Source organism: Sphingobium sp. AS12 (assembly GCF_019097845.1).
Classification (GTDB): domain Bacteria; phylum Pseudomonadota; class Alphaproteobacteria; order Sphingomonadales; family Sphingomonadaceae; genus Sphingobium.
Genome location: NZ_JAHRGM010000001.1, coordinates 782488 through 804628, shown reverse-complemented (window position 1 = coordinate 804628; position 22141 = coordinate 782488). Strand labels below are relative to the sequence as shown.

The 22141-nt window shown below is 60.3% G+C and carries 25 protein-coding genes and 1 pseudogene; 22 read left to right on the top strand and 4 right to left on the bottom strand.

The genetic code is table 11. The features are described from left to right. Positions 1 to 15 precede the first annotated feature (15 nt). Together KRZ98_RS04015 and argJ are read right to left on the bottom strand one after the other, a co-directional pair. Positions 16 to 816 carry an inositol monophosphatase family protein gene (locus KRZ98_RS04015; RefSeq protein WP_217672326.1) on the bottom strand — a complete coding sequence of 267 codons (801 nt, stop codon included), beginning with the start codon at positions 814 to 816 and terminating at the stop codon, positions 16 to 18. Beyond that, the gene (gene argJ / locus KRZ98_RS04010; protein WP_217672325.1) at positions 813 to 2039 is read right to left on the bottom strand and encodes a bifunctional glutamate N-acetyltransferase/amino-acid acetyltransferase ArgJ; all 1227 of its coding nucleotides are present in this window, start codon (positions 2037 to 2039) and stop codon (positions 813 to 815) included. Before argJ ends, KRZ98_RS04015 begins: the two co-directional genes overlap by 4 nt. A gap of 53 nt (positions 2040 to 2092) precedes the next feature. Here argJ and KRZ98_RS24515 point away from each other — a divergent pair, with 53 nt between their 5' ends. The 19 genes and pseudogenes from KRZ98_RS24515 to KRZ98_RS03920 all read left to right on the top strand — a co-directional run bounded on the left by KRZ98_RS24515 (position 2093) and on the right by KRZ98_RS03920 (position 19440). After that, the gene (locus tag KRZ98_RS24515) at positions 2093 to 2590 is read left to right on the top strand and encodes an energy transducer TonB (RefSeq protein ID WP_217672324.1); all 498 of its coding nucleotides are present in this window, start codon (positions 2093 to 2095) and stop codon (positions 2588 to 2590) included. Positions 2591 to 2731: 141 nt separating this feature from the next. Beyond that, complete coding sequence (gene secA / locus KRZ98_RS04000) at positions 2732 to 5458, top strand: preprotein translocase subunit SecA (protein WP_217672323.1); 2727 nt, start codon at positions 2732 to 2734, stop codon at positions 5456 to 5458. Positions 5459 to 5581: 123 nt separating this feature from the next. Beyond that, positions 5582 to 5947, top strand: coding sequence for a PilZ domain-containing protein (locus KRZ98_RS03995; RefSeq protein ID WP_217672322.1), 366 nt, complete (start codon positions 5582 to 5584; stop codon positions 5945 to 5947). A gap of 167 nt (positions 5948 to 6114) precedes the next feature. Continuing rightward, complete coding sequence (locus KRZ98_RS03990; RefSeq protein ID WP_217672321.1) at positions 6115 to 7326, top strand: tyrosine-type recombinase/integrase; 1212 nt, start codon at positions 6115 to 6117, stop codon at positions 7324 to 7326. Then, the gene (locus KRZ98_RS03985; protein WP_217672320.1) at positions 7323 to 7997 is read left to right on the top strand and encodes a hypothetical protein; all 675 of its coding nucleotides are present in this window, start codon (positions 7323 to 7325) and stop codon (positions 7995 to 7997) included. Before KRZ98_RS03990 ends, KRZ98_RS03985 begins: the two co-directional genes overlap by 4 nt. A 122-nt stretch (positions 7998 to 8119) precedes the next feature. Beyond that, entirely contained in the window at positions 8120 to 8284 is a 165-nt protein-coding gene (locus KRZ98_RS03980) for a helix-turn-helix domain-containing protein (protein ID WP_217672319.1), read from the top strand. A gap of 190 nt (positions 8285 to 8474) precedes the next feature. Continuing rightward, positions 8475 to 8654, top strand: coding sequence for a hypothetical protein (locus KRZ98_RS03975; protein ID WP_217672318.1), 180 nt, complete (start codon positions 8475 to 8477; stop codon positions 8652 to 8654). Next, positions 8647 to 8877, top strand: a complete 231-nt coding sequence (locus tag KRZ98_RS03970) for a hypothetical protein (RefSeq protein WP_217672317.1) — start codon at positions 8647 to 8649, stop codon at positions 8875 to 8877. Before KRZ98_RS03975 ends, KRZ98_RS03970 begins: the two co-directional genes overlap by 8 nt. Beyond that, entirely contained in the window at positions 8874 to 9287 is a 414-nt protein-coding gene (locus tag KRZ98_RS03965) for a hypothetical protein (protein ID WP_217672316.1), read from the top strand. Before KRZ98_RS03970 ends, KRZ98_RS03965 begins: the two co-directional genes overlap by 4 nt. A gap of 325 nt (positions 9288 to 9612) precedes the next feature. Next, positions 9613 to 11703 carry an AAA family ATPase gene (locus KRZ98_RS03960; protein WP_217672315.1) on the top strand — a complete coding sequence of 697 codons (2091 nt, stop codon included), beginning with the start codon at positions 9613 to 9615 and terminating at the stop codon, positions 11701 to 11703. Between the two features lies 1 nt (position 11704). Then, positions 11705 to 12502: a hypothetical protein gene (locus tag KRZ98_RS03955; protein ID WP_254798044.1), complete on the top strand. Its 798-nt coding sequence runs from the start codon at positions 11705 to 11707 to the stop codon at positions 12500 to 12502. Next, a pseudogene (locus KRZ98_RS24510) lies at positions 12435 to 12596 on the top strand (hypothetical protein); the annotation flags it as partial. The gene KRZ98_RS03955 and the pseudogene KRZ98_RS24510, both read left to right, overlap by 68 nt. 178 nt (positions 12597 to 12774) lie before the next feature. Then, positions 12775 to 13038, top strand: coding sequence for a hypothetical protein (locus KRZ98_RS03950; protein ID WP_217672314.1), 264 nt, complete (start codon positions 12775 to 12777; stop codon positions 13036 to 13038). A 98-nt stretch (positions 13039 to 13136) separates the two neighbouring features. Continuing rightward, positions 13137 to 13988: a DUF2213 domain-containing protein gene (locus KRZ98_RS03945; protein WP_217672313.1), complete on the top strand. Its 852-nt coding sequence runs from the start codon at positions 13137 to 13139 to the stop codon at positions 13986 to 13988. Between the two features lie 45 nt (positions 13989 to 14033). Continuing rightward, positions 14034 to 14927 carry a hypothetical protein gene (locus KRZ98_RS03940; protein ID WP_217672312.1) on the top strand — a complete coding sequence of 298 codons (894 nt, stop codon included), beginning with the start codon at positions 14034 to 14036 and terminating at the stop codon, positions 14925 to 14927. 124 nt (positions 14928 to 15051) lie between these two features. After that, positions 15052 to 15462 (top strand): GTA-gp10 family protein, encoded by a 411-nt coding sequence (locus KRZ98_RS03935; RefSeq protein WP_217672311.1) that lies wholly within the window; start codon positions 15052 to 15054, stop codon positions 15460 to 15462. 227 nt (positions 15463 to 15689) lie between these two features. Beyond that, positions 15690 to 16196, top strand: coding sequence for an HK97-gp10 family putative phage morphogenesis protein (locus KRZ98_RS03930; RefSeq protein ID WP_368389778.1), 507 nt, complete (start codon positions 15690 to 15692; stop codon positions 16194 to 16196). Then, complete coding sequence (locus KRZ98_RS03925; protein ID WP_217672310.1) at positions 16193 to 18655, top strand: tape measure protein; 2463 nt, start codon at positions 16193 to 16195, stop codon at positions 18653 to 18655. The genes KRZ98_RS03930 and KRZ98_RS03925 overlap by 4 nt, the downstream gene beginning before the upstream one ends. After that, positions 18652 to 19440 (top strand): hypothetical protein, encoded by a 789-nt coding sequence (locus KRZ98_RS03920; protein ID WP_217672309.1) that lies wholly within the window; start codon positions 18652 to 18654, stop codon positions 19438 to 19440. Before KRZ98_RS03925 ends, KRZ98_RS03920 begins: the two co-directional genes overlap by 4 nt. A gap of 109 nt (positions 19441 to 19549) precedes the next feature. On the opposite strand, the gene KRZ98_RS03915 is transcribed toward KRZ98_RS03920, so the two are convergent. Further along, the gene (locus KRZ98_RS03915; RefSeq protein WP_254798043.1) at positions 19550 to 20359 is read right to left on the bottom strand and encodes an energy transducer TonB; all 810 of its coding nucleotides are present in this window, start codon (positions 20357 to 20359) and stop codon (positions 19550 to 19552) included. Positions 20360 to 20440: 81 nt separating this feature from the next. Beyond that, positions 20441 to 20581 carry a ribbon-helix-helix domain-containing protein gene (locus tag KRZ98_RS03910; RefSeq protein ID WP_217672308.1) on the bottom strand — a complete coding sequence of 47 codons (141 nt, stop codon included), beginning with the start codon at positions 20579 to 20581 and terminating at the stop codon, positions 20441 to 20443. 332 nt (positions 20582 to 20913) lie between these two features. On the opposite strand from KRZ98_RS03910, the gene KRZ98_RS03905 reads away from it, so the two are divergent. Genes KRZ98_RS03905 through KRZ98_RS03895 form a run of 3 tightly spaced genes read left to right on the top strand, consistent with a single transcriptional unit; the run spans position 20914 to position 21961 of the window. Further along, entirely contained in the window at positions 20914 to 21462 is a 549-nt protein-coding gene (locus tag KRZ98_RS03905) for a hypothetical protein (RefSeq protein ID WP_217672307.1), read from the top strand. Next, on the top strand, positions 21462 to 21644 hold the full coding sequence (locus tag KRZ98_RS03900; RefSeq protein ID WP_217672306.1) for a hypothetical protein: 183 nt from the start codon (positions 21462 to 21464) through the stop codon (positions 21642 to 21644). Before KRZ98_RS03905 ends, KRZ98_RS03900 begins: the two co-directional genes overlap by 1 nt. Beyond that, on the top strand, positions 21641 to 21961 hold the full coding sequence (locus KRZ98_RS03895) for a hypothetical protein (RefSeq protein WP_217672305.1): 321 nt from the start codon (positions 21641 to 21643) through the stop codon (positions 21959 to 21961). The genes KRZ98_RS03900 and KRZ98_RS03895 overlap by 4 nt, the downstream gene beginning before the upstream one ends. Positions 21962 to 22141 lie beyond the last annotated feature (180 nt).

The window sequence follows — 22141 nt, the reverse complement described above, 5'->3', positions numbered from 1 at the left end:
ATGAAGCCTGGATCATCAGCGAAACAATATCTCCGCCGCCCTGTCCCACAGGCGCGGCGAGGATGCGCCGAGCAGGCCGCGGCGCGTGTCGCCCACGACATAGGGCGTGCCGTCGAGCCGCTGGCAGCAGCCGCCTGCTTCGTTCAGGAATAATGTGCCTGCCGCATGATCCCAGGGCAGGGTGCGCGCGAATACCGACACGTCATTCTGACCCAGCACTAGCCGGGGATATTGTTCGGCGGCACAGCGGGGAATATCGACCAGCGCGAACCTGCCCTGCGATCGGTGGGCAATGTCTGCGCGTTCTTCTGCGCTCATGAAATAGACCGCCAGTGCCGCGATCGGCAGGTCGCCGCCGCTTTCGCACGCCTCTACCCGTTCATCATTGATGTGACTGCCACCGCCCAACATGGCGTGGCACAGCCGCCCGCTGATCGGATCGAGAATCCAGCCTGCCAGCGTCGTCCCGGCGTCCGCCAGCGCGATCATGATGCCGAAGGGCGGCCTGCCAGCGGCGAAATTGCCGGTGCCGTCGATCGGGTCGATGATCCAGTTGAGGCCGTCGCCCGCGCGATCCAGTATCGACGGATCGGCTGCGCAGGCTTCCTCGCCGATGATACCAGCTTCGGGCAGGATCGCGGCCAGTCCTTCGGCCAGCCTGATTTCGCTTTCCTTGTCGGCGATGGTGACCAGATCGTCGGCATCCGCCTTGGCACTGATCTCGCTACTGGCCAGATTCTGGTAGCGCGGCATCACGATGTCGCGGGCGACGTCCCGCATCAGCGCGACGACCGGGGCGTGCAGGGCCAGCATCAACTGCGATAGTCCGCGTTGATCGAGATATAGCCGTGGGTGAGGTCGCAGGTCCACACGGTCGCGCGCCCTTCGCCCAGGCCCAGATCGACGCCGATGACGATGTCCTGGCCTTTAAGATGGGCGGCAACGGGGGCTTCGTCATAGCCTTCGACCGCCAGACCGCCAGTCGCCACCTGGGTCGCGCCGAAGCGGATCGATAGCAGGTCGCGATCAGCCGGTTCGCCCGCCTTGCCGATGGCGGCCACGACTCGGCCCCAATTGGCGTCCTCGCCCGCGATGGCGGTCTTGACCAGGGGCGAATTGGCGATCGACAGGGCGATGCGATGCGCACTCTCGTCGCTGGTCGCGCCTTCGACGCTGATCTCCACGAACTTAGTCGCGCCTTCCCCATCGCGCACGACCAGATGGGCGAGTTGGCGGCAGAGGTCCGCCAGCGCAGCGGCAAAGGCATCCGCGCCGGCATCGTCCATGCTATTGAGCGGCGCATTGCCCGCCTTGCCGGTCGCGAAGGCCAGCACCGTGTCGCTGGTGGAGGTGTCGCTATCGACCGTGATGCAGGAGAATGTCCGCTTGTTGGCGGACGACAGCATGGATTGCAGCAGCGCAGGATCGATCGCGGCATCAGTGAAGATATAGCCCAGCATCGTCGCCATGTCCGGCGCGATCATGCCCGATCCCTTGATGATGCCGACCAGATCGACCCGCGTCGCGCCGATCATCGCGGAGACATGCGCTCCCTTGGCGAAAGTGTCGGTCGTGCCGATGCTGTTGGCGGCATCCTCCCAGCTACAGGGCGCTGCGGCAAACGCGGCTTCAAGGCCAGCTTCGGCCTTGTCGATCGGCAGCGGCACACCGATCACCCCGGTCGAGGAGATGAAAATGTCCGACGGCAGGCAGTCAAGGTGATTGGCGACCTTGGCTGCGATCGCCTCCACCGCCGCGCGGCCACGATGGCCGGTAAAGGCGTTGGCATTGCCCGCATTGACCACCAGTGCCCGCGCCGATCCCAGCGGAACGGCGTCGCGGCACCATTCGACTTCGGGGGAGGGGCATTTGCTCTGCGTAGTCACGCCAGCGACCGCTGTGACGACATCGAGTTCGACATAGGTAAGGTCGCACCGCTCCCACGCCTTATATCCGGCGCGCGCGCGGCGGAGGGTCACGCCGGCAATCGAGGGCAGGACCGGGAAGGCGGCGGGGGCGAGGGGGGAGGGCTTGCTCATGGGCGCGGAATGATGGAAATCCCCATAGACGTCAATCTGGTTCGCCGGGGACAATGGGGGAACTGGGCAGACATATGAACCAACGGATCAGGGAATTGATAGTAGCGGTAGGCGTGATGGCGCTGCTGGCTGCTGCCGTATCGATCTGGCAGCAACAATTCGACGTTGATCTGCCGCCGTTGCCGGAAGCCGGACCTGTTAAGCCTGCGTCGGAACCGCCGGGGCAGCGGACCGCCTCTTCCTCGACGTCTGCCTCATCTGATCGCGCTGCGCCAAGGTCCAGTCCTGGCACGTGGCTGAGCGATTCTGATTATCCCATGGAAGCCCAGCGCAATGCATGGCAGGGGACAGCAGGCTTCCGCCTGACTATAAGCTCGTCCGGGGAAGTGGAACAATGCATTGTCACAGCATCGTCGGGCCATGCCGTTCTGGATGAGGCGACTTGTCGGCTGCTGAGCAAACGCGCGCGGTTCAAGCCCGCCCGCAATGCATCCGGCACTGCGATACCCGACTCATATAATGGCCGGATAACGTGGCGGATGCCGTCATGATCGCATGTTACAGAGAAGGCGAGGGCTGAAAGCGTCTGCACCGCTCGATTGACTATCGGCTGAGCGCTCCCTAAATCGCCGCGCATGTCTGCGCGTGGTCCCTTGTCCGGGGCGCGCTTCCCTATTGTGTCAGGAAATTGCATGTTCGGCGCCCTCGCCAAGTCCATCTTCGGATCGTCCAACGAACGCTATGTGAAGTCGCTGGGCAAGATCGTCGACAAGATCGCGTCGTTCGAACCTGCGATCCAGGCGTTGAGCGACGAGGATCTGGCGGCGCAGACGGTGCGGTTCCGCGAACGGCTGGCCGCTGGCGAGACGCTGGACGACCTGCTGCCCGAAGCCTTTGCCACGGTGCGCGAAGCGGCCATGCGGGTGCTGGGGATGCGCCATTTCGACGTGCAGATGGTGGGCGGCATCGTCCTGCATCGTGGCGAAATCGCCGAAATGCGCACGGGTGAGGGCAAGACGCTGGTGGCGACGCTGGCGACCTACCTCAACGCGCTGGAGGGCAAGGGCGTCCATGTCGTCACGGTGAACGACTATCTGGCCAGCCGCGACTGCGAATGGATGGGCCAGGTCTATCGTTTCCTGGGCCTGACCACCGGCGTCATCGTGCCGAACATCAGCGAGGACCAGCGCCGCGCTGCCTATGCCGCCGACATCACCTATGCGACGAACAACGAGCTGGGTTTCGACTATCTGCGCGACAATATGAAATATGACCGCGCGTCGATGGTCCAGCGGCCTTTCAACTATGCCATCGTCGACGAGGTGGACTCGATCCTGATCGACGAGGCGCGCACGCCGCTGATCATTTCCGGGCCGACCGACGACAAGTCGGAGCTTTATGTCGCGGTCGACGCCATCGTGAAGCAGATTACCGAAAGCGATTATGAGAAGGACGAAAAGCAGCGCTCCGTCACCCTGACCGAGGATGGCACGGAAAAGATCGAGCGGCTGCTGGAGGATGCGGGGCTGCTACAGGGCAGCAACCTCTATGATTTCGAGAATACGCAGGTCGTCCATCATGTGAACCAGGCGCTGCGCGCGGTCGTGATGTTCCGTCGCGACATCGACTATATCGTCAAGGACGGCAAGGTCGTCATCATCGACGAATTTACCGGCCGCATGATGGACGGACGCCGCTGGTCGGACGGCCTGCATCAGGCGGTGGAGGCCAAGGAAGGCGTCCAGATCGAGCCGGAAAACCAGACTCTCGCCTCGGTCACCTTCCAGAATTATTTTCGTATGTATCCCAAGATTTCGGGCATGACCGGCACCGCTTCGACCGAAGCGACCGAATTTTACGAAATCTACAAGATGAACGTCGTCACCATCCCCACCAACAAGCCGGTGCAGCGGATCGACGAGCAGGACAGTTTCTACAAGAATATCGAGGACAAGTTTCGCGGCATTGCCCGCACGATCAAGGAACATGCCGAAAAGGGCCAGCCGGTCCTCGTCGGCACGGTGTCGATCGAAAAGTCCGAAATGCTGTCCGAATTCCTTAATCAGGAAGGCGTGCCGCACGCGGTGCTGAACGCGCGCTTCCATGAGAGCGAGGCGCATATCGTGGCGCAGGCCGGGCGCAAAGGCGTGGTGACGATCGCCACCAACATGGCCGGGCGTGGCACCGACATTCAGCTGGGCGGCAATCTGGAATTGCGGGTCGAGGATGAGCTGCGTGATATGCCCGAAGGACCGGAGCGTGACGCGGCGATCGAGGCGATCAAGGCGGAGATTGCGGCCGAAAAGGCCGAAGTGCTGGCGGCGGGCGGCCTGTTCGTGCTGGCGACCGAGCGTCATGAAAGCCGCCGTATCGACAATCAGCTGCGCGGCCGTTCGGGCCGTCAGGGCGATCCGGGCCTGTCGCGCTTCTACCTCAGCCTTGACGATGATCTGATGCGCATCTTTGGCCCGGACACGATGTTCGCCAAGATGATCCGGTCCAACCTGGAAGATGGCGAGGCGCTGCCCCCGTCCAAATGGCTAAGCAAGGCGATCGAGACCGCGCAGAAGAAGGTCGAGGCGCGCAACTACGACATTCGCAAGCAAGTCGTCGAATATGATGACGTGATGAACGACCAGCGCAAGGTGATCTACGAGCAGCGCTCCGACATCATGGATGCCGACACGGTCGATGACGTCGTGACCGACATGCGCCATGAAACGGTGAACGACATTGTCGGCAGCGCCTGCCCGCCCGGCACCTATCCCGAACAATGGGATATCGCCAAGCTCAAGGCGCGGACGTCCGAGATATTGGGGCTTGAACCCGATTTCGACGGCTGGCTGACCGAGGATGCGGTCGATCCTGAGATGATCGAGGAGCGGCTGACCACGCTGGCCAATGCCGCGGTCGAGGATAAGGTCAAGGAGGTCGATGCGGCTGACTGGCACATGATCGAAAAATCCATCCTGCTCCAGAGCCTGGACCATCACTGGAAGGAGCATCTTTCGACGCTCGACGCCCTGCGGCAGGTCGTGCATCTGCGCGCCTATGCGCAAAAGACGCCGATCAACGAATATAAGCAGGAAGCCTTTGCCCTGTTCGAGCGGATGCTGGAAAATATCCGCGAGGATGTGACGGGGTCGATCGCCCGCGTGCAGTTTCGCATGGACGCACCGATGCCGGAATTCGACCTGCCGGTGCTGCCCGATTTCATCACGACCCATATCGATCCCTTCTCCGGGGACGATAACAGCGCCGATTTTGACGCAGGGACTTTCGGCGGAGTTACGACGACGATCCCGCGCGCGCCGTTGGCGCCTGCTGGCGAGTTCGCCAATCTCGACATCAGCCGCAACGCGCTCTGCCCCTGCGGATCGGGGCAGAAATACAAGCATTGCCACGGCGCGCTGGCCTGATCACCGGACGGGGTGGGCCAACTAGGTCGTCCCTGCCCCCCGGTTAACCAGCCCGCTTATCGCTTCTGCAAGGTTGCTGCGAGTAAGTTGCATCTGATCCTGGGGGGAAACCGGGAGACAGTCATGCACAGCATCCATTATCGCCCCCAAGTCGAGCGTCGCCGCGAAAGCCGCTTCGTGGCCAATGCCCGCGCGACGCTTTTATGGGATGGCGTCACCGAGCCGATTACGATCCAGAACATCTCTGCCTATGGCGCTCTGGTCACCGGCTTCTACCTTTCGCCCATCGGCGCGCGCGTCACCGTGATCGCTGACTATCTGGAAGTATGTGGCACGGTGATCTGGCGCGGCGTGGAGCGTTGCGGCCTGTTGCTGAGCCGCCAGGTCGATCCGTTGGCGGTCATCGCGGAACCATCGGTGCGCACAGTGGAAGCCCCCCGGCAGCGCGAGATCAGCCTCCGGCGGCTATCGGCTGGGGTTTATGGGTGAGTGAATGGCGGAAGGGGTGACTGCCGGGATTCGAACTAAGCGCGTCTAACAGCATCTAAATGCAGACGCTTTTAAGCCGATTTGAAGAGAACAGTTGTAGAACGATGTCGAATAGTGTCTAACCACAGCTAGCCCCCTGAGTGGGGAACATGGTGGTGGAGACAAACATGGCCGAACAGAGAAAGCGCAGGGCAAAGCCCGCCACGGTTACCGAAGTCAATTCAATGGCGCGCGCGCCGGGTCGCCATTCGGTGGGCGAAAGCCTGATCCTCTGTGTCAGTCCATCGGGTGCGCGCAGTTGGATTGCCCGCGTGCGGGATGGAGAAGGCAAGCGCCGTGACATGGGCCTTGGCCCCTTTGCTGACCTGACACTTGCTGAGGCGCGCGAAAAAGCGCGAGCGCTACGCAAGGCTGGCCGCGACGGGATGCCCATCCTTACACGTGCGGAGCGCCGCCGCGCTATACGCAAGGTGCCCACCTTCAAAGAAGCTGCTGAGATCGTTCACGCGGAACGCAAAGTGGTCTGGAGCAATGGCAAGCATGTCGATCAGTGGAAAAACACGCTGGAGACATACGCCTATCCCAAGTTGGGGCATTTGCCCGTCGATAAGATCGGCGTGAACCAGGTTGTAGAGGCTGTCGCAGATGTTTGGCAGAAACGGCCAGAAACCGCGCGCCGCGTCCGCCAGCGCATCATGGCAATCCTCGATTGGGCACATGCGAGGGAATACCGCGATACTCAGGTATCGAATGGCGCGGTAGGGCTTGGCTTGGGGCCGCAGCGCGGCAGCAAGGGGAACTTCGCAGCCCTGCCATACATCGAGGTCGCCGATCTGGTGCGCAGGATCCGGAGCAATGAAACCATCGGCAATCTAGCGCTCGAATTTGCAATCCTGGCTGCGGCGCGATCGGGCGAAGTCAGAGGCGCAACGTGGGATGAAATCGACCTGACCGCGAGGCTTTGGATCATTCCGGCCGATCGCATGAAGGCTGGCAAAGAGCATGTTGTCCCCCTCAGCGATCGTTCTTTGGCAATCGTGCAGCGGGCAAAAGAATTGCGCACAAGTGACATTGTGTTCCCTGGACGCAAGGGCGATGCGATGAGCGATGCGACCATGGCAAAGGCCCTGCGCGATGCTGGAATCTCGCGCGAGAGCGGGACTGTCCATGGTATGCGTTCGGCATTCCGCGATTGGGTTTCGGAAGAGACCAGCTTTCCGAGCGATGTCGCTGAGGCAGCCTTGGCGCACGTGATCAAGAATAAGGTCGAGGCAGCATATCGGCGCGGATCGCTGCTAGCGAAGCGGCGCGAAATGATGGCCGCATGGGCGAATTATTGTGAAGGCGGCAGCAATGTCGTGCGGATGGTGGTAGGATGAGCGTTTATGGCGATGATTATCCGCGCACGGACGACCCAAGCTCTATGAACTGGAGGGCGCTGGACGCTTTGAACGGCTCTGCCTTCCAAGACGGCGGCATGTTTGTCGACGCTATTTGCCAGCTATTACTCTCAGATGCGGAAATTGACCGAGAAGTTCGTGTTGAGTTGGCAAGCGCGATCGGACGTGGGCGTTCGGGATACCGATCGACCGAATATAACTCAGATGGCATCCCCAAGCCGAGGCTGGTCGCTGAGGGATTTCCGGCTGCGAAAATGAGGCGAGCCGTAAACGATCGATACAGGTGGTTTGACGCGGGAGAGGCCGTTTTCGAGGCTAGGAAGAACGGCATTACTGGCGATGAGGCAATTTTAGTTGCTGGCAAGAAATTCAAGTTGGGATTTGAAGCAATGCGAAAGTACGCTATCCCGTTTTATAAAGAATTTTGTTCACTTATCGAACGCGGCGATGGATGGCTTAACTTAGATAGCGCGGTTACTCCGATTTTTCCTGAACTTATTGAGGAAATGAATAGCGACGATGAAGATGCACGCGAGTTGGCCTTAGACGAAATTAGTGAGATGCTTAAAAGTCACTATATTTTTTCCACTGCAGACATGGCCGTCAATGGCTTAGAGGCGCCGCGCTCGTTGGACGAGCGGGACTGGTAGTCTATACGGACTGAATACCGTAGAACTCCCGGATATCTTGCCGGACGCGCCCCAAACGGGCTACCCTCAACGGCGATGGGTGATCCAACTTAGTCAAGAACCGTCAAACGACGGAGAATGACATGGAACCCATCTGCTGCTCTGTGCTGGACGCTGCGAAATCGATCGGTGTTTCGCGCGCCACTATCTACAATTGGATGAAGGAAGGCCGGATTGAGACTAGCCGTGTAGGCGGTCGCCGACTGGTTAAGATCGCCAGCATTCGCCGCCTTGCGGAGGCCGCGTGATCAGCCATGGCATATACGAGAAACGCCCCCGCCCATAAGGGCGAAGGCGCTGCTGTCTCCGGTAAGAGCAGCAACGCATATAGCACGGCTCACGCCCGCATCCAATATCTGGCTGCACGACATGGCCTCTCTTTTCATCATGCCGCGATGATCGCCCCTCTTGCTTTTGGGGTGACTGGCAATGCCTGACATGATCGTCATCAACGAATGCGTTTTCGGCGGGCGCTATGTTGTCACTTTCGAGCCGCGCAGCATCGCGTGGCCTAGCCTGGAGTTCCGCACCCACGCGGAAGCGCTCTCCTGCGCCGACGCCCGCCACAAGGCTCATGGCTGGCCTGTCATCGACAAGACAGGAGGCGAACGTGGGTAAGGTCATCACGTTCCCGATCGAACGCCGCCGTCCCCATGTCGCCTTGGTTTGGGATCACGCTTGGGACGAATATCGCATCGAAGCCGTAGGCGTCATTGCGCCGGGCGCGAACGCTGAATGGACAGGTGATTATGGGGAAGCCCTCGACTTGCTGGTCAGCAAAGGCGAACGCCTGAACCTGCCCATTTTCGACTGCACCATGGACGGGAGGGCGTTGGCATGAACCCGCACACCTGTCCCGACGCCGCCCGGATCGGCAAGATCGCATCGCGCATTGAATCGCCGCACGATGGAGAGGCCCTGAACGCCGCAAGAATGCTGATCAAGCATCTTGGCGGACATGGCCTCCGCATATCCGATGTTGTGGAGCGTGGCATTTCCGGCGAAAATTCGAGCTATTTGCTCGATCCGGCGAGTTGCCGCCGTGCAGCGTCCCCACCGTTTGCCCATCACCGGACCAAGATTGACGCGCTGTTGAACGATCCGGCATTCATGGGCGAATATCTGACGCGGAGGTCTCTGTCTCGGTTGCAAAGCCTCCGATTCGCCCCACACCTTGATAGTGTCACCATGGCATGGGTCGATGGCCTGGTGCAGAAGGCACGCGACCTCCGCGCCGGGAGGGCCGCATGACAGCGCGGATCTATGGCTACGAACATTGGCGTGCAGCACAGCGCCGCCGCGCTCCGCGTCCCACGAAAACTACGGTGGGCGACCGCGGTAGTTTTCTACCGCCCCTCCCACCTTCGGGAGGCAAGCCAGCATGACGCTTGCCCAGGATACATTTGCGCCCCTAATCCGCGATGTTGCGGTGGCACTGTTGGGCGATCCGGACCATGGAAAGCCCGGCGACGATACACTGCGCTGGGGCAGTCGTGGTAGCTTCAAGGTCGATATCCCGGAAGGTGTCTGGCACGACAAGGCAGCGAACGTCGGGGGCGGAGTGATTGACCTTATCATGCGCGAACGGCGCTGTGACAAGGTGGGGGCACTCCAATGGCTTGAAGGCGAAGGCATGATCGAGCCGCGTGAGAAACACGCAAAGACGTTCTATGATTATACCGATGAGCATGGCGCAGTCGTGTTCCGCGTCGAACGACTGGGCAAGGGCCATGCGCCACCATTCCTCCAACACGGCCCAGACGGGCGCGGCGGGTTCATTTGCCGCAAGGGTTGCATGAATGGCGTGCGCAAGGTGCCCTATCGCCTTGATAGGCTGGTGAAGGCAGACCCGTCCGCTGTCGTGTTCTGGACGGAGGGCGAGAAGGATTGCGACCGGCTTATATCGCTTGGCCTGGTCGCGACAACCAATCCCGGAGGGGCGGCCAAGTTCAACGGCCTTGATGGCGTCATCGCCAAACACTTCCCCGGCCGCCGGGTGGTGATCTTAGAGGACAATGACGAGGCTGGAGCCAAACATGTCGCAGCGGGCATCGCGGCGTTGCGCCCTCACGTTGCGGCTGTCGAGGGGCTGTTGCTTTCTGGGTTGCCGCCAAAGGGCGATGTTTCCGATTGGCTCAGCGCCGGGGGGACGGCGCAAGAATTAATAACTTTGGCCGAACGCGCGTTTGTTGCGGCAGATATTGACGTGGAGCAATCTCCAGCAGCCAATCCCAATCCCGACGCGCTGCCGGGAGAGAGCGGTCCAGAGCAGTGGGACGGCAACACGCCGCCGCCACGCCGCTTCATCGCCAAGGACTGGATCGTGCGCGGGTCCGCGGGCCTCCTTGGCGGTCAGGACGGCGTGGGGAAGTCGCTTCTGGCCCAACAGATGGCAACGTGCGCAGCCTCGGGCCTTCCCTTCCTTGGTATCGAGATCGAGCATGTCAAAGCAATCTACATTACCTGCGAGGATTCCAGCGACGAAATGCACCTCCGGCAGGAGAGCATCAACGCCGCACTAGGCATTACCATGGCGTCGCTCAAAGGCTGGTTGACGACATATTCGCTCAAAGGGCAGCTTGGTAACGAGCTGGGCAGTTTTGATGCCCAGGGCGGTATTGTGCCGACAAAGCGATATGAACAAATCCGGCAGGCCGCGCTGTCTTTCGGTGCCAACCTGATCTTTGTCGATAACGCCGCCCATGTGTTTCCTGGCAATGAGAATGCCCGTCACGATGTCGCCGCCTTCCTTGGCCTGCTAGAGCGCCTGTCGCTAGAGATCGATGGCGCAGTCGTCCTGTTGGCCCACCCGAACAAGCAGCACGCTCAGGGCAACAAACAGGGCAACGAAACCAGTGGTTCGACCGGATGGAGCGCGCATGTCCGCAACCGGCTATTTCTCGACTGGAACACGCCAGATGATGGCGCGCCGTCTGATCCTGATGAGCGTGTCTTGCGCCGGTCGAAGTCCAACTATGCCGCTCGCGGTGAAGAAGTGCAGTTCCGTTGGCACAAGTGGGCTTTCGTGCGTGATGGCGATTTGCCAGCAAATGTCGGCGCAGAGATTGCCGCAGTGGCGCGTGCCAATGGCGAGAACGAGCGATTCCTCTCTTGCCTGGCCAAGCTGACAGAAGAGCGCCGCAATGTGTCTCACAGCCGATCGGCGGGCAATTACGCTCCCAAGGTGATGGCGGCAATGCCCAGCGCTGGCGGCATGAAAGCTAGGCAATTCGAGGCAGCCTTGAATCGCCTGCTGCACCTTCAAGCCGTGCTGGCAGCCCAACCATTATGGAAGGGGGCAGACCGCAAGCCGGTGTTGGGATTGGCTATCAATCCTGAACAAAATGGGGTGCGGGAAGGTGCGGGAAGGTTCGATGAAAAACCGCAGAAAACCGCGCGGATTGTGTTCGCGGAAACGTGCGGGACGGTGCGGGATGGCGAGGTCGAAAATGGCGGAAAACCGTGCGGGACGGTGGGGGAAAGAGGGTGCTCTAGTATTTCATACTTAGAGGGTGCGGCCCTTGGGGACGCCGCACCCATTGATGAAGGGGAGAGGGGATGGTCCAAATCTGGTCCATCCCGCATCGAAACAGTCTCCCCAGATTTGGGGGATGGCCCCGACGACGATCTGGACGCAAACGGCAACATTCTTGGATGGGACAACTGACATGGCACGCAAAACGCAGGATGCTCCGGCAATAGATGCGGATACAAGGGCAGATCAAACCAAGGTCGCGAGCAGGCTGGCATCGCGGCGATTGTTGGCAAGGATGGATCAAGGGCTAGAGCGCATCGGTCTTGAGATCAAAACTACTGGTCACAATAGCAACACGCGCCTGCCGATCAGTGGCATGACCGACCGGGAATTGACGATCAGGCTGGCCGACGCACTTGGCACTACTTCGCCAGAGTTTATCGACTCGATGTTGGTAAACCTTCTCACCTACTTCAATGCGCCAACCGATCGTCGGGCGACGCGGGAGATCAATTCTGCGCTCGCCGTGTTGGACGGCCTCAAGCCTGAAAACGAGGTAGAGGCCATGCTCATTACGCAAATGGTCGCCACAAACGACGCTGCGATGAAATGTTTATCCCAGATCAATAGCCAGCACAGTGCCGAAATATTCGGCAACCTCGCGGTCAAGATCATGCGCACGTTCACGGGGCAGGCCGAGGCACTGGCCAAACTGCGGCGAAAGGGCGAGCAGACAGTCCGCGTCGTGCATGTCCATCCTGGCGGCCAGGCTGTTGTCGGTGACGTGCATAATCACCCCGCCGGGGGGAGGGGGCAGATAACGGAAAGTGGGGATCAATCGGATGCAGCCGGAAATTTTAGCGCAGGCGCGGCGCTGCCTGGCCCGAACGCGATCGGGGAAACAGTGCCAATCCCCCGCCGTCGCCGGGCGCAAAAGGTGCCGGATGCACGGCGGGACAAATCCGGGCGCGCCCAAGGGCAACCAGCATAATTTCAAGCATGGGCGGTATTCCGCCGAGGCTATCGAGATGCGCCGCTATGCCGCGATGATGCGACGGGAACTCAAAGCCTTGAACGAGGCATGACGGACCCGCATTGATGGGAAAGCGGTGGGGATTGCTCCGCACCGTCCCGATTGCCGCCCGATTCTGCAGGCGCTGGCCGGCCAGCGCGGCGGACGGGATATCCGCCAATTTGGCTGAAGGTTATAAACCCCGACACCGGCATGGATAATTTCCCTCTCCTGATCCAGTCATCGGGAGCGTGGCATTGCCAGTTGCAGGCACCTTCAAGCCTTACCGGCCCAAGCCGAGCACATTCCGGGAAGCCTATATCCGCATGGGTTTCAGTGATGAGCTACGGGAGCATTTCGGCACGAACTATCGCATTTTGCGCCGATGGGTTGATGAAGAGGGATATCAGGAAATTCACGCGGCGCGCCGGGATTACCTAACCCGGACCCGCTGGCCAAATGGTGCGCCGGGCAACCGCAAGCGGCGCGCGGCCCCACAAATTCGGCATGTCTGAGGGTTATAAACCCTTTCCCTGAAATCGCGCACTTTGCCTTTAACCGACATGCCTGTGTCGGTCGCGCTGCCCGCGCTCCGCTGGCAAATGGAGAATTTATGCAAGTCGCATTTCATGACCGTGCACCGTTGGAAAAGGTGCGCCGCCTGGCCGATGGCCGGATCACAGCAGTCGCAAAGTTCGCACGCAGTGGGTGCTACACCTATGCCGGGGCAGAGATGGGCCGCCCTGAACTGGCGACCGTCACCGTCTACCGCCCAGAGGACGAAGTTTTTGCGGATGAAGCAATGGCATCATTTGCGCACAAGGCCATCACGCTTGATCACCCCTCCGAAGGCGTCACGCCAGCGAACTGGAGGAAGGTTTCAGTCGGTTTCACTGAGGGGCGCGTCGCCCGTGATGGCGGCTATGTCGAAATTCCCCTGATGCTTGCTGATGCGTCCGCCGTCGAAGCCTACGATAGCGGTCGAGCGCGCCAACTCTCGGCTGGCTACAATTGCGAACTCGTCTGGGGGGATGGTGTCGCGCCCGATGGCACTCGCTTCCAAGCGACGCAGCGCCAGATTCGCGGAAATCATATCGCCTTGGTTCCGCAAGGGCGTGCAGGAAGCGAGTGCAGGATCGGCGATAGCGCAGTGAGCAAAGATGGAGGCGAGAAGGTCGCCGCCCATGTCGCGCGCGAACGCCACATTCACGAAACCAAGTTTGCCTTCATGGGGGATAGGGCGCCCGCCTTCGACGAAGCAACGGCACAGGTGGTGGCACAAGCCAAGATTGCCGCAGAAAACAGCAAGGCAATCCGTGATGCGGTTTTGTTCGGTCGTTACCAGACGGAAATCGCAGGTGCACGAATGCAGTGCGAAGGCGCGCGACGTGAATATATCGAATCCCTGGATGCTCCTTCCACTGAAACAGTGAGGGACGCGATCCGGGCCGCCCGCTACCTCTAATTAATTTGAATGGCCGCGCCTTAGCGCCGCCTATGGAGAATAGACATGGCCAAGCCATTAGACGAACGAATTGCAGCGGCAATGGGCGATGGTGCCCGTGCTGCTACCGTTGCAGAATTGATCGACGAAGTTTCCGCGTCAGTAGCAATCAGTCAGGCCGAACACGACCGCCTTGACGCGCTCAGCAAGTCTGCGACTGCCTCAGAGGCAGAAGCCGATAAAGCCGCCGATGATGCGTCGAAACTGTCGCGCAAAGTCGTCCGCCTCGCCGCCAAACGTGATCAGCTTCAAGAACGGTACGAGGATCTGCTGAACTCCGATCGCCGCCGTCGTGCGGTCGAAGAGCATGCCGCCGTTAACGAGCGCAGGACGAAGCTCGTTGAGGATTTGCGGATCGACGGTCCCCGAATTATCGGTGAACTTGTGACGCTGCTCGACCGCATCAAGTCGAGTGAAGCCGAGTGTGGCGCATTGAACAAAACCCGCGCCTATGGTCTTGACTGGCTGGATAGCGCGGAGGCGGAGGCGCGTGGATGCCCTGCGACATTCTGCCAACCATCCGGCTCGCAGATCCCGCGTCTCGTCAACATGAAGGTGCCGACGTTCGACGCTAGCCAAACGACAGAGCTAGCTTGGCCGGTTCGGGATCGCACGCTCGCACTCCTACAGAACATGGAGCAAGAAGCGCGCCGCCAAGCCCATATCAAGCGGCAGGAAGAGGCCGCGCGCTGGAAGCGGTACGTTGTCACCCCGCCTACCAATAACACCGCCATGTTCACGATTGCTCGACAAGGCGGCGATGTAGGCGTCTATCGGGACGTGCAAATCCTGACCCTCTCGTCCGAAATGGCGGAAGCTGCGCGCGCGAAGGGTTGTGGCGTCCGCCCTGCCGCCGACAATGAAAGCATTGGCATGCCCGCATCTGTGAGCGTGTTGTGAGACAGTGCTTTTCACGCTTGCGCCGGGTCACTCTCCGCCCGGCCAGCCGCATATCGGATGGAGGTGCGCGAACGTCCCCCCTGCCCGATATGCGGCAACCCATCCCTGCTATCGAGGTGAAGCAATGAACAAGCTCACATACCTGCCCGCCCAACCCATAGGTGATGGCGTCTATCGCATGGAATTGGGTGCCATGGAGATTTTCGAACTCGAAATCGGCGTGGCGCCAGGCGGCGGCCCGCGCCAGCTTGGAGCCACGCCGAGGCCGATCCATCTCATCCTGTCGTCGCTCATGTCTGGCCGTATCGAGGATGGCGAGGGCGGCACTGTCGGCAATCCTTTTGCATCGATCGCGTCAGAGGGCGACATTCGCAACGTCGTTCGCTTGGGCCTGATCGGCGGCGGGATGGACAAGGACGATGCGCGGGAGATCGTCAACAAATTCAGCCCGCCGCATCGTCCGCTCAGCGAGTTGCACGATATCGCCGCTGCCTTGGTCTATGCTCATATCGTCGGCGTTGACGATGTCGCCTGAAGCCATTCCGTCGCCAGTGAGGGGCGCGGAAGGTGCGGGAGGGGCTTTGCCTCCCCTCCTGCATTCCACTCTGGATATGGCAAACGTGCGCCGGATCGCCGCCGCCTATCCTCCGGAGGCGCGACACGTCCCGGCAGATGAGCGGGCGAGGTGCTTCACCGATGCCCAACACCTTGCGTGGCTTTTGCGCTTTGACCCGGCGCGCGCGGCGGAGGTGATGTCCGCCAGTGATCCCGCCGAAGTATCGAGAAACCGGGCCGATCGCACAAGGCCGCGTGCAACCTCACACCGGATTCCCCACCATGGTTGATGTTAAGGGGCATCGACGGCTGGTTTCCCGCTTCAAGAAGATGGCCAGCCCCGCCATGGAAAAGCGCTTAGGCAAGGCGCTATTTGCTGCGGGGGAGATTGTTGAAGATCGGGCCAAGGGTTCGATCATGGCTGGATCAGCATCCGGGCATAGCGGCGGAAAGCATCAACACGTAGCCTCAAAGCCGGGCGAAGCTCCAAACAATGACCTTGGCGGACTGCATGGCAACATTGAGACCGTGCAGACCGGTGTCCTGGAGGTCGAAATTTCCTCCAATGCCGAATACAGCGCCGCGCTCGAATTTGGCACGTCCAAGATGGAGGCCCGCCCATTCATGGGACCAGCCGCGCGTGAAACCAAGGGCGAGGTCGTCGCCTTGATTAATGAAGCAATCCGTCATGAACTAAGGAAGGCCGCCCGATGACCGTCGTTGCCGAGGATGTTTTGGTGCGCATTCGTGCGGACATGAGCGATCTGAAACAGAAGATGGGAGATTCCGCCCAAGTTTCTGATCGGGCGTTGAACAAGATCATCGGTTCATCTGCCAAGATGGAGAAGGCCATCCGGTCGAATAGTCAGCACGCGGGCGCGTCCATCAAAGCGCTGGCGGCATCGATCGGCGGATATTTCACGGGCCGCGAACTGGTAGGGCTGCTGGACGGCTTCACCCGTCTACAGAACAACTTGCGCGTGGCAGGCGTGGAAGGCGACGCCATGAAAGCCGTGCAGGATCGCCTGTTCGCCAGCGCGCAGAAATACGGCGTCGAGATTGAAGGCCTGTCCAATCTCTATGGGCAGTTAACCCAGGCCAGCAAGGAACTTGGCGCTTCACAGCAACAGATATTCGGGATCACGGACGCGGTTTCCGCTTCGCTCAAGATCACCGGCATGTCATCGGAAGAGGCAAGCGGCGCGCTGCTCCAACTCACCCAATCTCTTCGCGGCGGGAAGGTCCAGGCCGAAGAATATAACAGCCTTCTCGATGGGCTTTATCCGCTGTTGGAAGCTGCCGCCAATGGGTCGTCTCGCTTTGGTGGATCGGTCGCACGACTCACAACGCTGGTGAAGGACGGCAAGGTTTCATCGAAGGAATTTTTCGACGCGATTCTGTCTGGTTCGGAAATGCTGGAGGGAAAGGCAGCCAATGCCACCCTCACTCTATCGGCGGGCTACACGACCCTGACAAATGCCCTGACGGTCTATTTCGGGGAAGCGGACAAAGCCAATGGCGTGTCGGCGGCGCTAGGCGAGACGCTGGGCAAGGTCGCGGATAATCTCGACACACTGATTCCTGCGATTGCGCTCATCGCGACGGCTGTGGGCGTCAATTATACGATCAGCGCCATCAATGCCGCCAACGCTACCGCCGCATTGTCAGGCGGGCTTACAGTGCTTCAGCGCCTCCCGGTCGTGGCTGCCATCACCGCCATTGCTGCTGCGATTGTCTATGTCGGGACCGAAAGCGCCAGAACTGAAGCACGACTGGCGAACCTCAATTCCAACTTCGATTCCCTGTCCAAAAAGGTGGAAGGCGCTACCTCGCGCGCCATCGCCGCTGGGCAGAACATCAACATCGTCGGTAATGCGTCGGTCACGGCAGCGGGCCAGGTCGATAAGCTGGGCAGGGCGTTCCAGTCGGCGGCTGGTCAAGCTGCAACTTTGGCGGCGCAGGCTAAAATCGCCACCCTCGCCATGATCGGCACAGAGCGCACCAAGACACGGACGGAATTGGGGCGTCTGGAGCAGCAGCAGCGAACCAGCCAAACCGTGGGCAACACATTCGGCTACCTCCCCATCGACTATATTTCGGGAGAAAAGGGCAGGCGTGCCGATCGCCAGAACAGGCGGCAGGGCCAGATTGACGAATTGCGGCAGCGGTTGTCGAAGCTCGACCAGTTGGAAAGTCAGGCGGTTCAGGTCAATCCCGCCAGTTTCATCGATCCAGCCAAGCCTACGGTTCCTGTAGCCGGTGCGGCGCCCAAAAGCGGCGGTAGCAAGGGCGCGTCTGGACCATCGGCAGACGACATTTCCCGTCAATATTCACAGGACTTGCGCGCGATCGTTGCCCGCGATCTTCAATCCCGGCTGGCCGTTGCCTCAAGTGCGAGTGATCGGGCCGAATTAGAACATCGCTTACTGAATGACGAGATCCGTTCAGCCGAGGACCAGATTGCGGCCAGCAAGGAATATGGCGGCGCGCGGAAGGCGAAATTGCTGGCCGAACTGAAATCTTACGAGACATCGGAGCGCGCGCGGATCGAGAAGGATCGCGGCGACCGCAACGCAGAACTGGCCGTGCGCGACCTAGCCGACCAGCGCGCCACCAAGGAGGCCGGTGCCGACCTTCTATTATCGCGGAAAGACCGGCTGGCCGCTGAGCATCGCATCCTTAACCTGGTCGAAGAACAGGAGCGCAAGGAACTGGAGATCGCCATAGCGAATGGGCAAATCGCGGACGCGGAAGGGGCTAAGGCCCGGCTTGCCCAGCGACAGGGCGCGCGGCGCACCGGGGCTGATCGCGAAGGCGCGTCGCCCATGCAGGCATACCTTGATGAGGGGCGCGAAGACCTGGCCAACATTGGTGACCGGATTGAGCAGGTTCAAGTTGATGGCCTCAACCGCCTGACTGACGGCATCGCACGGGCAGGCTCTGAATATCTGAAATTGGGCGGCGTCGCTGGCGCTGTTATCGACGGCATCATTTCTGATCTTATCCGGCTGGCCGCAAAGCAGGCCATTGTTGCCGTGTTTGGCGGCGCAGCGGGCGGGGCAGGCGGCGGCGGACTTGCCAGCGGGCTTGGCTCAACCATCAGCATGTCCGGATCTGGAAAATCCGCATTCACCATCATTGGCAAATTCAAACCTTGGAGCGCCGTCTCATGAGTTCGATCACCGTTATTCAGCAAAACGATGCTGTGCACCTAATTACCGACGCGGCCCACTATGACCTTGATGGTGTCATCCTTTCGATCCGGAGCAAGATATGTGAGTTGCCCCGGTCGGGATGCGTCTTTGCCACCCGTGGGTCGGACTGGTCGATGCAATTCCTCGAATGGATGCTTTCACGGTGCGACAGCTTTGATGAAATCGTGAAGGTTCTGCCAGGCGTCATGTCGGTAATCGACACCGGGTTTCTGACGTTCGCGAGCGATATGCCCGCGAAAATGCGTCACTACGTTATAACGATCGCGGGGTGGTCAGAGTCGGCCCAGCGGGTGACGACTGTCATGGCCTGCACCTACCCGATTGGCGACCCGGCTGACACCGAAGGCTGGTCGATGAATGATTTCTACGGGCAATACACGCCGATCTATGTACCGATCGTCATGACCATTCCGCCTGTCAGCCTTGAGGGCGCGCTTGGGAGAACGGTCGATGACACTACGGATTGGGTCGATGCTATGGACCCGGCCGCAGATGGCTTGGCCATTTTCGAAGAACAGCGGCGTTTCGTCTCGACCTATATTGACAGCGTGCAGTACGTGGTCGGCGGCTTTGCTGAACTAACGACAATCACACGCGACGGAATAACCCGGTCCATCCTCAAGGAATATCCTGACCAGGTGGGCGAGTTGATCACCCCAGACGGCGCGATGCCGATTGCCGAGGCTTGGGAGAGTGAGTTGGCATCGCGCCGGGCGAATATGGAGACGGCAGAAGCGGCCTGATCTGCCGACCATGGGCAATGCAGTGGGGAGTGAAGCCGCGCACCCTACAGGGATGGCTCAAAATGGCGGCATAGGATGGATTGGGTGGCGGACAGTTCGTCCGCCACGTCTATTCTGGCAGGCGCCATGTCACTCTGCTCTCATAAACCCCGCTGCCGCTAAAGCGAGCGCGCCGTGGAAGCAGCCTGCACGTGGCTTCATCTAGGTCAGCATGTCCGCTCGATGAGGTCACGATGCAACTGGTCGCCTGGCCGTCCGCATTCACTTCCAGCTTGTAGCCGGTGACACCTTGCCGGCGTTCACGTTGCGCTGCGCTGGGGTAATCAGCATCACTTACCCACGCGGCTGGCAAGCTGCGCGGCTTGGCCGAATTTGCACCAAACTGGAGCTTTTCTTGTTCAGTTTGCTCCACGGCAAAGGGATCGTCCGCGATATGCGCCAGCCTTTGGCGTTCCCGCTCAGCGGCGGCTTTGTTCGCCTTCAGCGCGGCCATGCATCGGCGCACCATAGCAACGCCCGCCGTCGTCCCTTTCAAGCTCAATTGATCGACCAGCAATTCGCCGCGGTAAATGGTTAGACTGCTACCGGCTGCAAAGTCGCTCAGGAACGTGCCGTCAAAACGCGAGACGAAGCCCTTTTTAGATTTGTCAGCATCGCCGACCGCAGAGCCGCCGCCGTAGCTCGTGCCGTTCAGAAGATAATCCATGTCATATTTCTGGCCGTCAACGGGCGACCAAAGATCGTTGCTGATAGACAACCCTACGTCGCCGCCTTCATTCAGCCAAACCAGCAATTCAGATTCGCCCTTGCCTTCGTAGGTCTGGGACATGCCGCAAGCGCTGTCTGTCTCTACGATCGTCCAGCCGCCCGCGTCGGGCCAGTCTCTAGAATAAGCCGGTGCCGCGACCAGCGCGACCATCAACCAGCACCATGATATTGCCCGCATACGTCCACCCCCTGCGCCGGACAGAATGCCACCGGCCCATTAGGTTGAACAGCCTTATTGAGGTTCGCGATACTGCGCGGCCAGCGCCAGCCGTATCAGCTTGCGGACGGCTTCAGGCCGGGAAGGCTGATCGCCATGACCGGCAATCCATGCGTCGAGCGCTTCTAGATCGGCAGGCTGGAGCCGAACTCCCACAACATGGCCTTGCCCTGTCGGCTTAGGCCCGCGCCGTTTCCGTGTTAACGAAGTTTCTTGACCATCCATAAGAACTACGTTAACACAAAAGCGACCTGAAGGAAAGGCGGCTACCTTTCCCCCAGGTCTAACCGCAACCCTCTGTGACAGGGATTGAAGCTATGCACGAAGTAACAACTTCGCGGCGTGACGCAATGCGTCCGACCTCGACACCGACCCCTCCACCCTTAAAGTTTCGTCCGCAAGGGCAATGTGGCTCAAACCGTCCCCGCAATTACGTCCTTGGCAACCGGCTTGAATGGCTGGCGTCGATGAAGGGGGAGGACTGAATCATGGGCGTCATCAATCACCCCGAATTCCCACCCGCTGCGGCGGCCCTGATCGCGGCGCGTCTCTTGAACAAGCATAGCGTCGGTGAGATCGGCGCAGCGATCGAAATCCTCATCGACGTGCTTGACCTAATTGGCGGCGACCCGGACGCGGAAAACGGGAACGATCTGGAGGATGACTTCACCCTTTCGCCGATGGCCGTCGCCTATGGCAGCGATGGCGCAGGTTGCGCGATCAGCGATCAGGACGCAGGCGCTTGGATCGAGTGGCACACCATGCGCGGGAGTCAGAAGCGCGGGCCGAATATTCTTGCCGGTCGCGAGGATGACGAGGACGACGACCCGGCAGAACAGGACGACGAGAGCGGCCAGTGCGATGAGGACGAGGTGAACACCAGTCTTGATCGCGTGCGCTACACGACCGGCGCAGGCGGTGCTGGTTGCCCGATCAGTGACGCGGGCGGCGGCAATGTCGAGGATGAGGGGCAGATAAATGAGGTTCAGCCTTATACTGGGCCTTTGGCCTTCACCGGTCTTGGAGGTGCTGCATAATGGCCAAGATTATCACCTTCCCTGCGCGCCGTGTCGCGACCCCGCTTCCCGACAATGCTTCAGATGTCGAGGAGGCGCGCTATCGCGTCAACTCCTGCCGCTGGCAACTTTCGTGGTGGGAGGCGGAGCTTGCCTCGCTCACCATCGCTATCGCCGCGAACGACAGGAGGGAAGCGCAATGACCGATCGCCGTGCCTTCATTACTGGACTGTCGCTCGCGCCAATCATCGTCGCCGCGCCTGCCATGGCCATGACGGCCATCCCTTTGCCTGATCCTGTCGCGGCCTATTGGGCAGCTTGGCACGGGATCAATGACGGCACCTTTTCGAAGGATGCCTTCGCGCAGGCGATGGATGCTCTCGACTATTGGGAGCCTGTCACGCAGCGGGACTTCATCCGCAAAGTCGTGACGATGTTTCACGACCGCCACGCGCCGCCCCCGGATGACCGGATTGCCCTCATGATCAGGCAAGGCAAGCGCCTTGTGGGCGAGGCTTGAGTCATGGGCGCGATAAACCACCCCGCCTTTCTTGCCCGTCGCTGCTATCACCCGCGCCAATGGCGAGCGCATCTATTCCGTGTTCGAGCAGCGGAAATATACCGTTGTTCTGGTGACGATGCGGAAGCGGTGATGTCTGAGATGCCTGATGCCACCGCCGAAGCGTACCCCAGGCTGTAC

Coding starts and splice junctions, on each gene's coding strand:
- argJ (WP_217672325.1), bottom strand. CDS start 2,039: ATGAGCAAGCCCTCCCCCCTCGCCCCCGCCGCCTTCCCGGTCCTGCCC.
- KRZ98_RS24515 (WP_217672324.1), top strand. CDS start 2,093: ATGGGGGAACTGGGCAGACATATGAACCAACGGATCAGGGAATTGATA.
- secA (WP_217672323.1), top strand. CDS start 2,732: ATGTTCGGCGCCCTCGCCAAGTCCATCTTCGGATCGTCCAACGAACGC.
- KRZ98_RS03995 (WP_217672322.1), top strand. CDS start 5,582: ATGCACAGCATCCATTATCGCCCCCAAGTCGAGCGTCGCCGCGAAAGC.
- KRZ98_RS03990 (WP_217672321.1), top strand. CDS start 6,115: ATGGCCGAACAGAGAAAGCGCAGGGCAAAGCCCGCCACGGTTACCGAA.
- KRZ98_RS03985 (WP_217672320.1), top strand. CDS start 7,323: ATGAGCGTTTATGGCGATGATTATCCGCGCACGGACGACCCAAGCTCT.
- KRZ98_RS03980 (WP_217672319.1), top strand. CDS start 8,120: ATGGAACCCATCTGCTGCTCTGTGCTGGACGCTGCGAAATCGATCGGT.
- KRZ98_RS03975 (WP_217672318.1), top strand. CDS start 8,475: ATGATCGTCATCAACGAATGCGTTTTCGGCGGGCGCTATGTTGTCACT.
- KRZ98_RS03965 (WP_217672316.1), top strand. CDS start 8,874: ATGAACCCGCACACCTGTCCCGACGCCGCCCGGATCGGCAAGATCGCA.
- KRZ98_RS03960 (WP_217672315.1), top strand. CDS start 9,613: ATGCGCGAACGGCGCTGTGACAAGGTGGGGGCACTCCAATGGCTTGAA.
- KRZ98_RS03955 (WP_254798044.1), top strand. CDS start 11,705: ATGGCACGCAAAACGCAGGATGCTCCGGCAATAGATGCGGATACAAGG.
- KRZ98_RS03945 (WP_217672313.1), top strand. CDS start 13,137: ATGCAAGTCGCATTTCATGACCGTGCACCGTTGGAAAAGGTGCGCCGC.
- KRZ98_RS03940 (WP_217672312.1), top strand. CDS start 14,034: ATGGCCAAGCCATTAGACGAACGAATTGCAGCGGCAATGGGCGATGGT.
- KRZ98_RS03935 (WP_217672311.1), top strand. CDS start 15,052: ATGAACAAGCTCACATACCTGCCCGCCCAACCCATAGGTGATGGCGTC.
- KRZ98_RS03925 (WP_217672310.1), top strand. CDS start 16,193: ATGACCGTCGTTGCCGAGGATGTTTTGGTGCGCATTCGTGCGGACATG.
- KRZ98_RS03920 (WP_217672309.1), top strand. CDS start 18,652: ATGAGTTCGATCACCGTTATTCAGCAAAACGATGCTGTGCACCTAATT.
- KRZ98_RS03915 (WP_254798043.1), bottom strand. CDS start 20,359: ATGGTCGCGCTGGTCGCGGCACCGGCTTATTCTAGAGACTGGCCCGAC.
- KRZ98_RS03905 (WP_217672307.1), top strand. CDS start 20,914: ATGGGCGTCATCAATCACCCCGAATTCCCACCCGCTGCGGCGGCCCTG.
- KRZ98_RS03900 (WP_217672306.1), top strand. CDS start 21,462: ATGGCCAAGATTATCACCTTCCCTGCGCGCCGTGTCGCGACCCCGCTT.
- KRZ98_RS03895 (WP_217672305.1), top strand. CDS start 21,641: ATGACCGATCGCCGTGCCTTCATTACTGGACTGTCGCTCGCGCCAATC.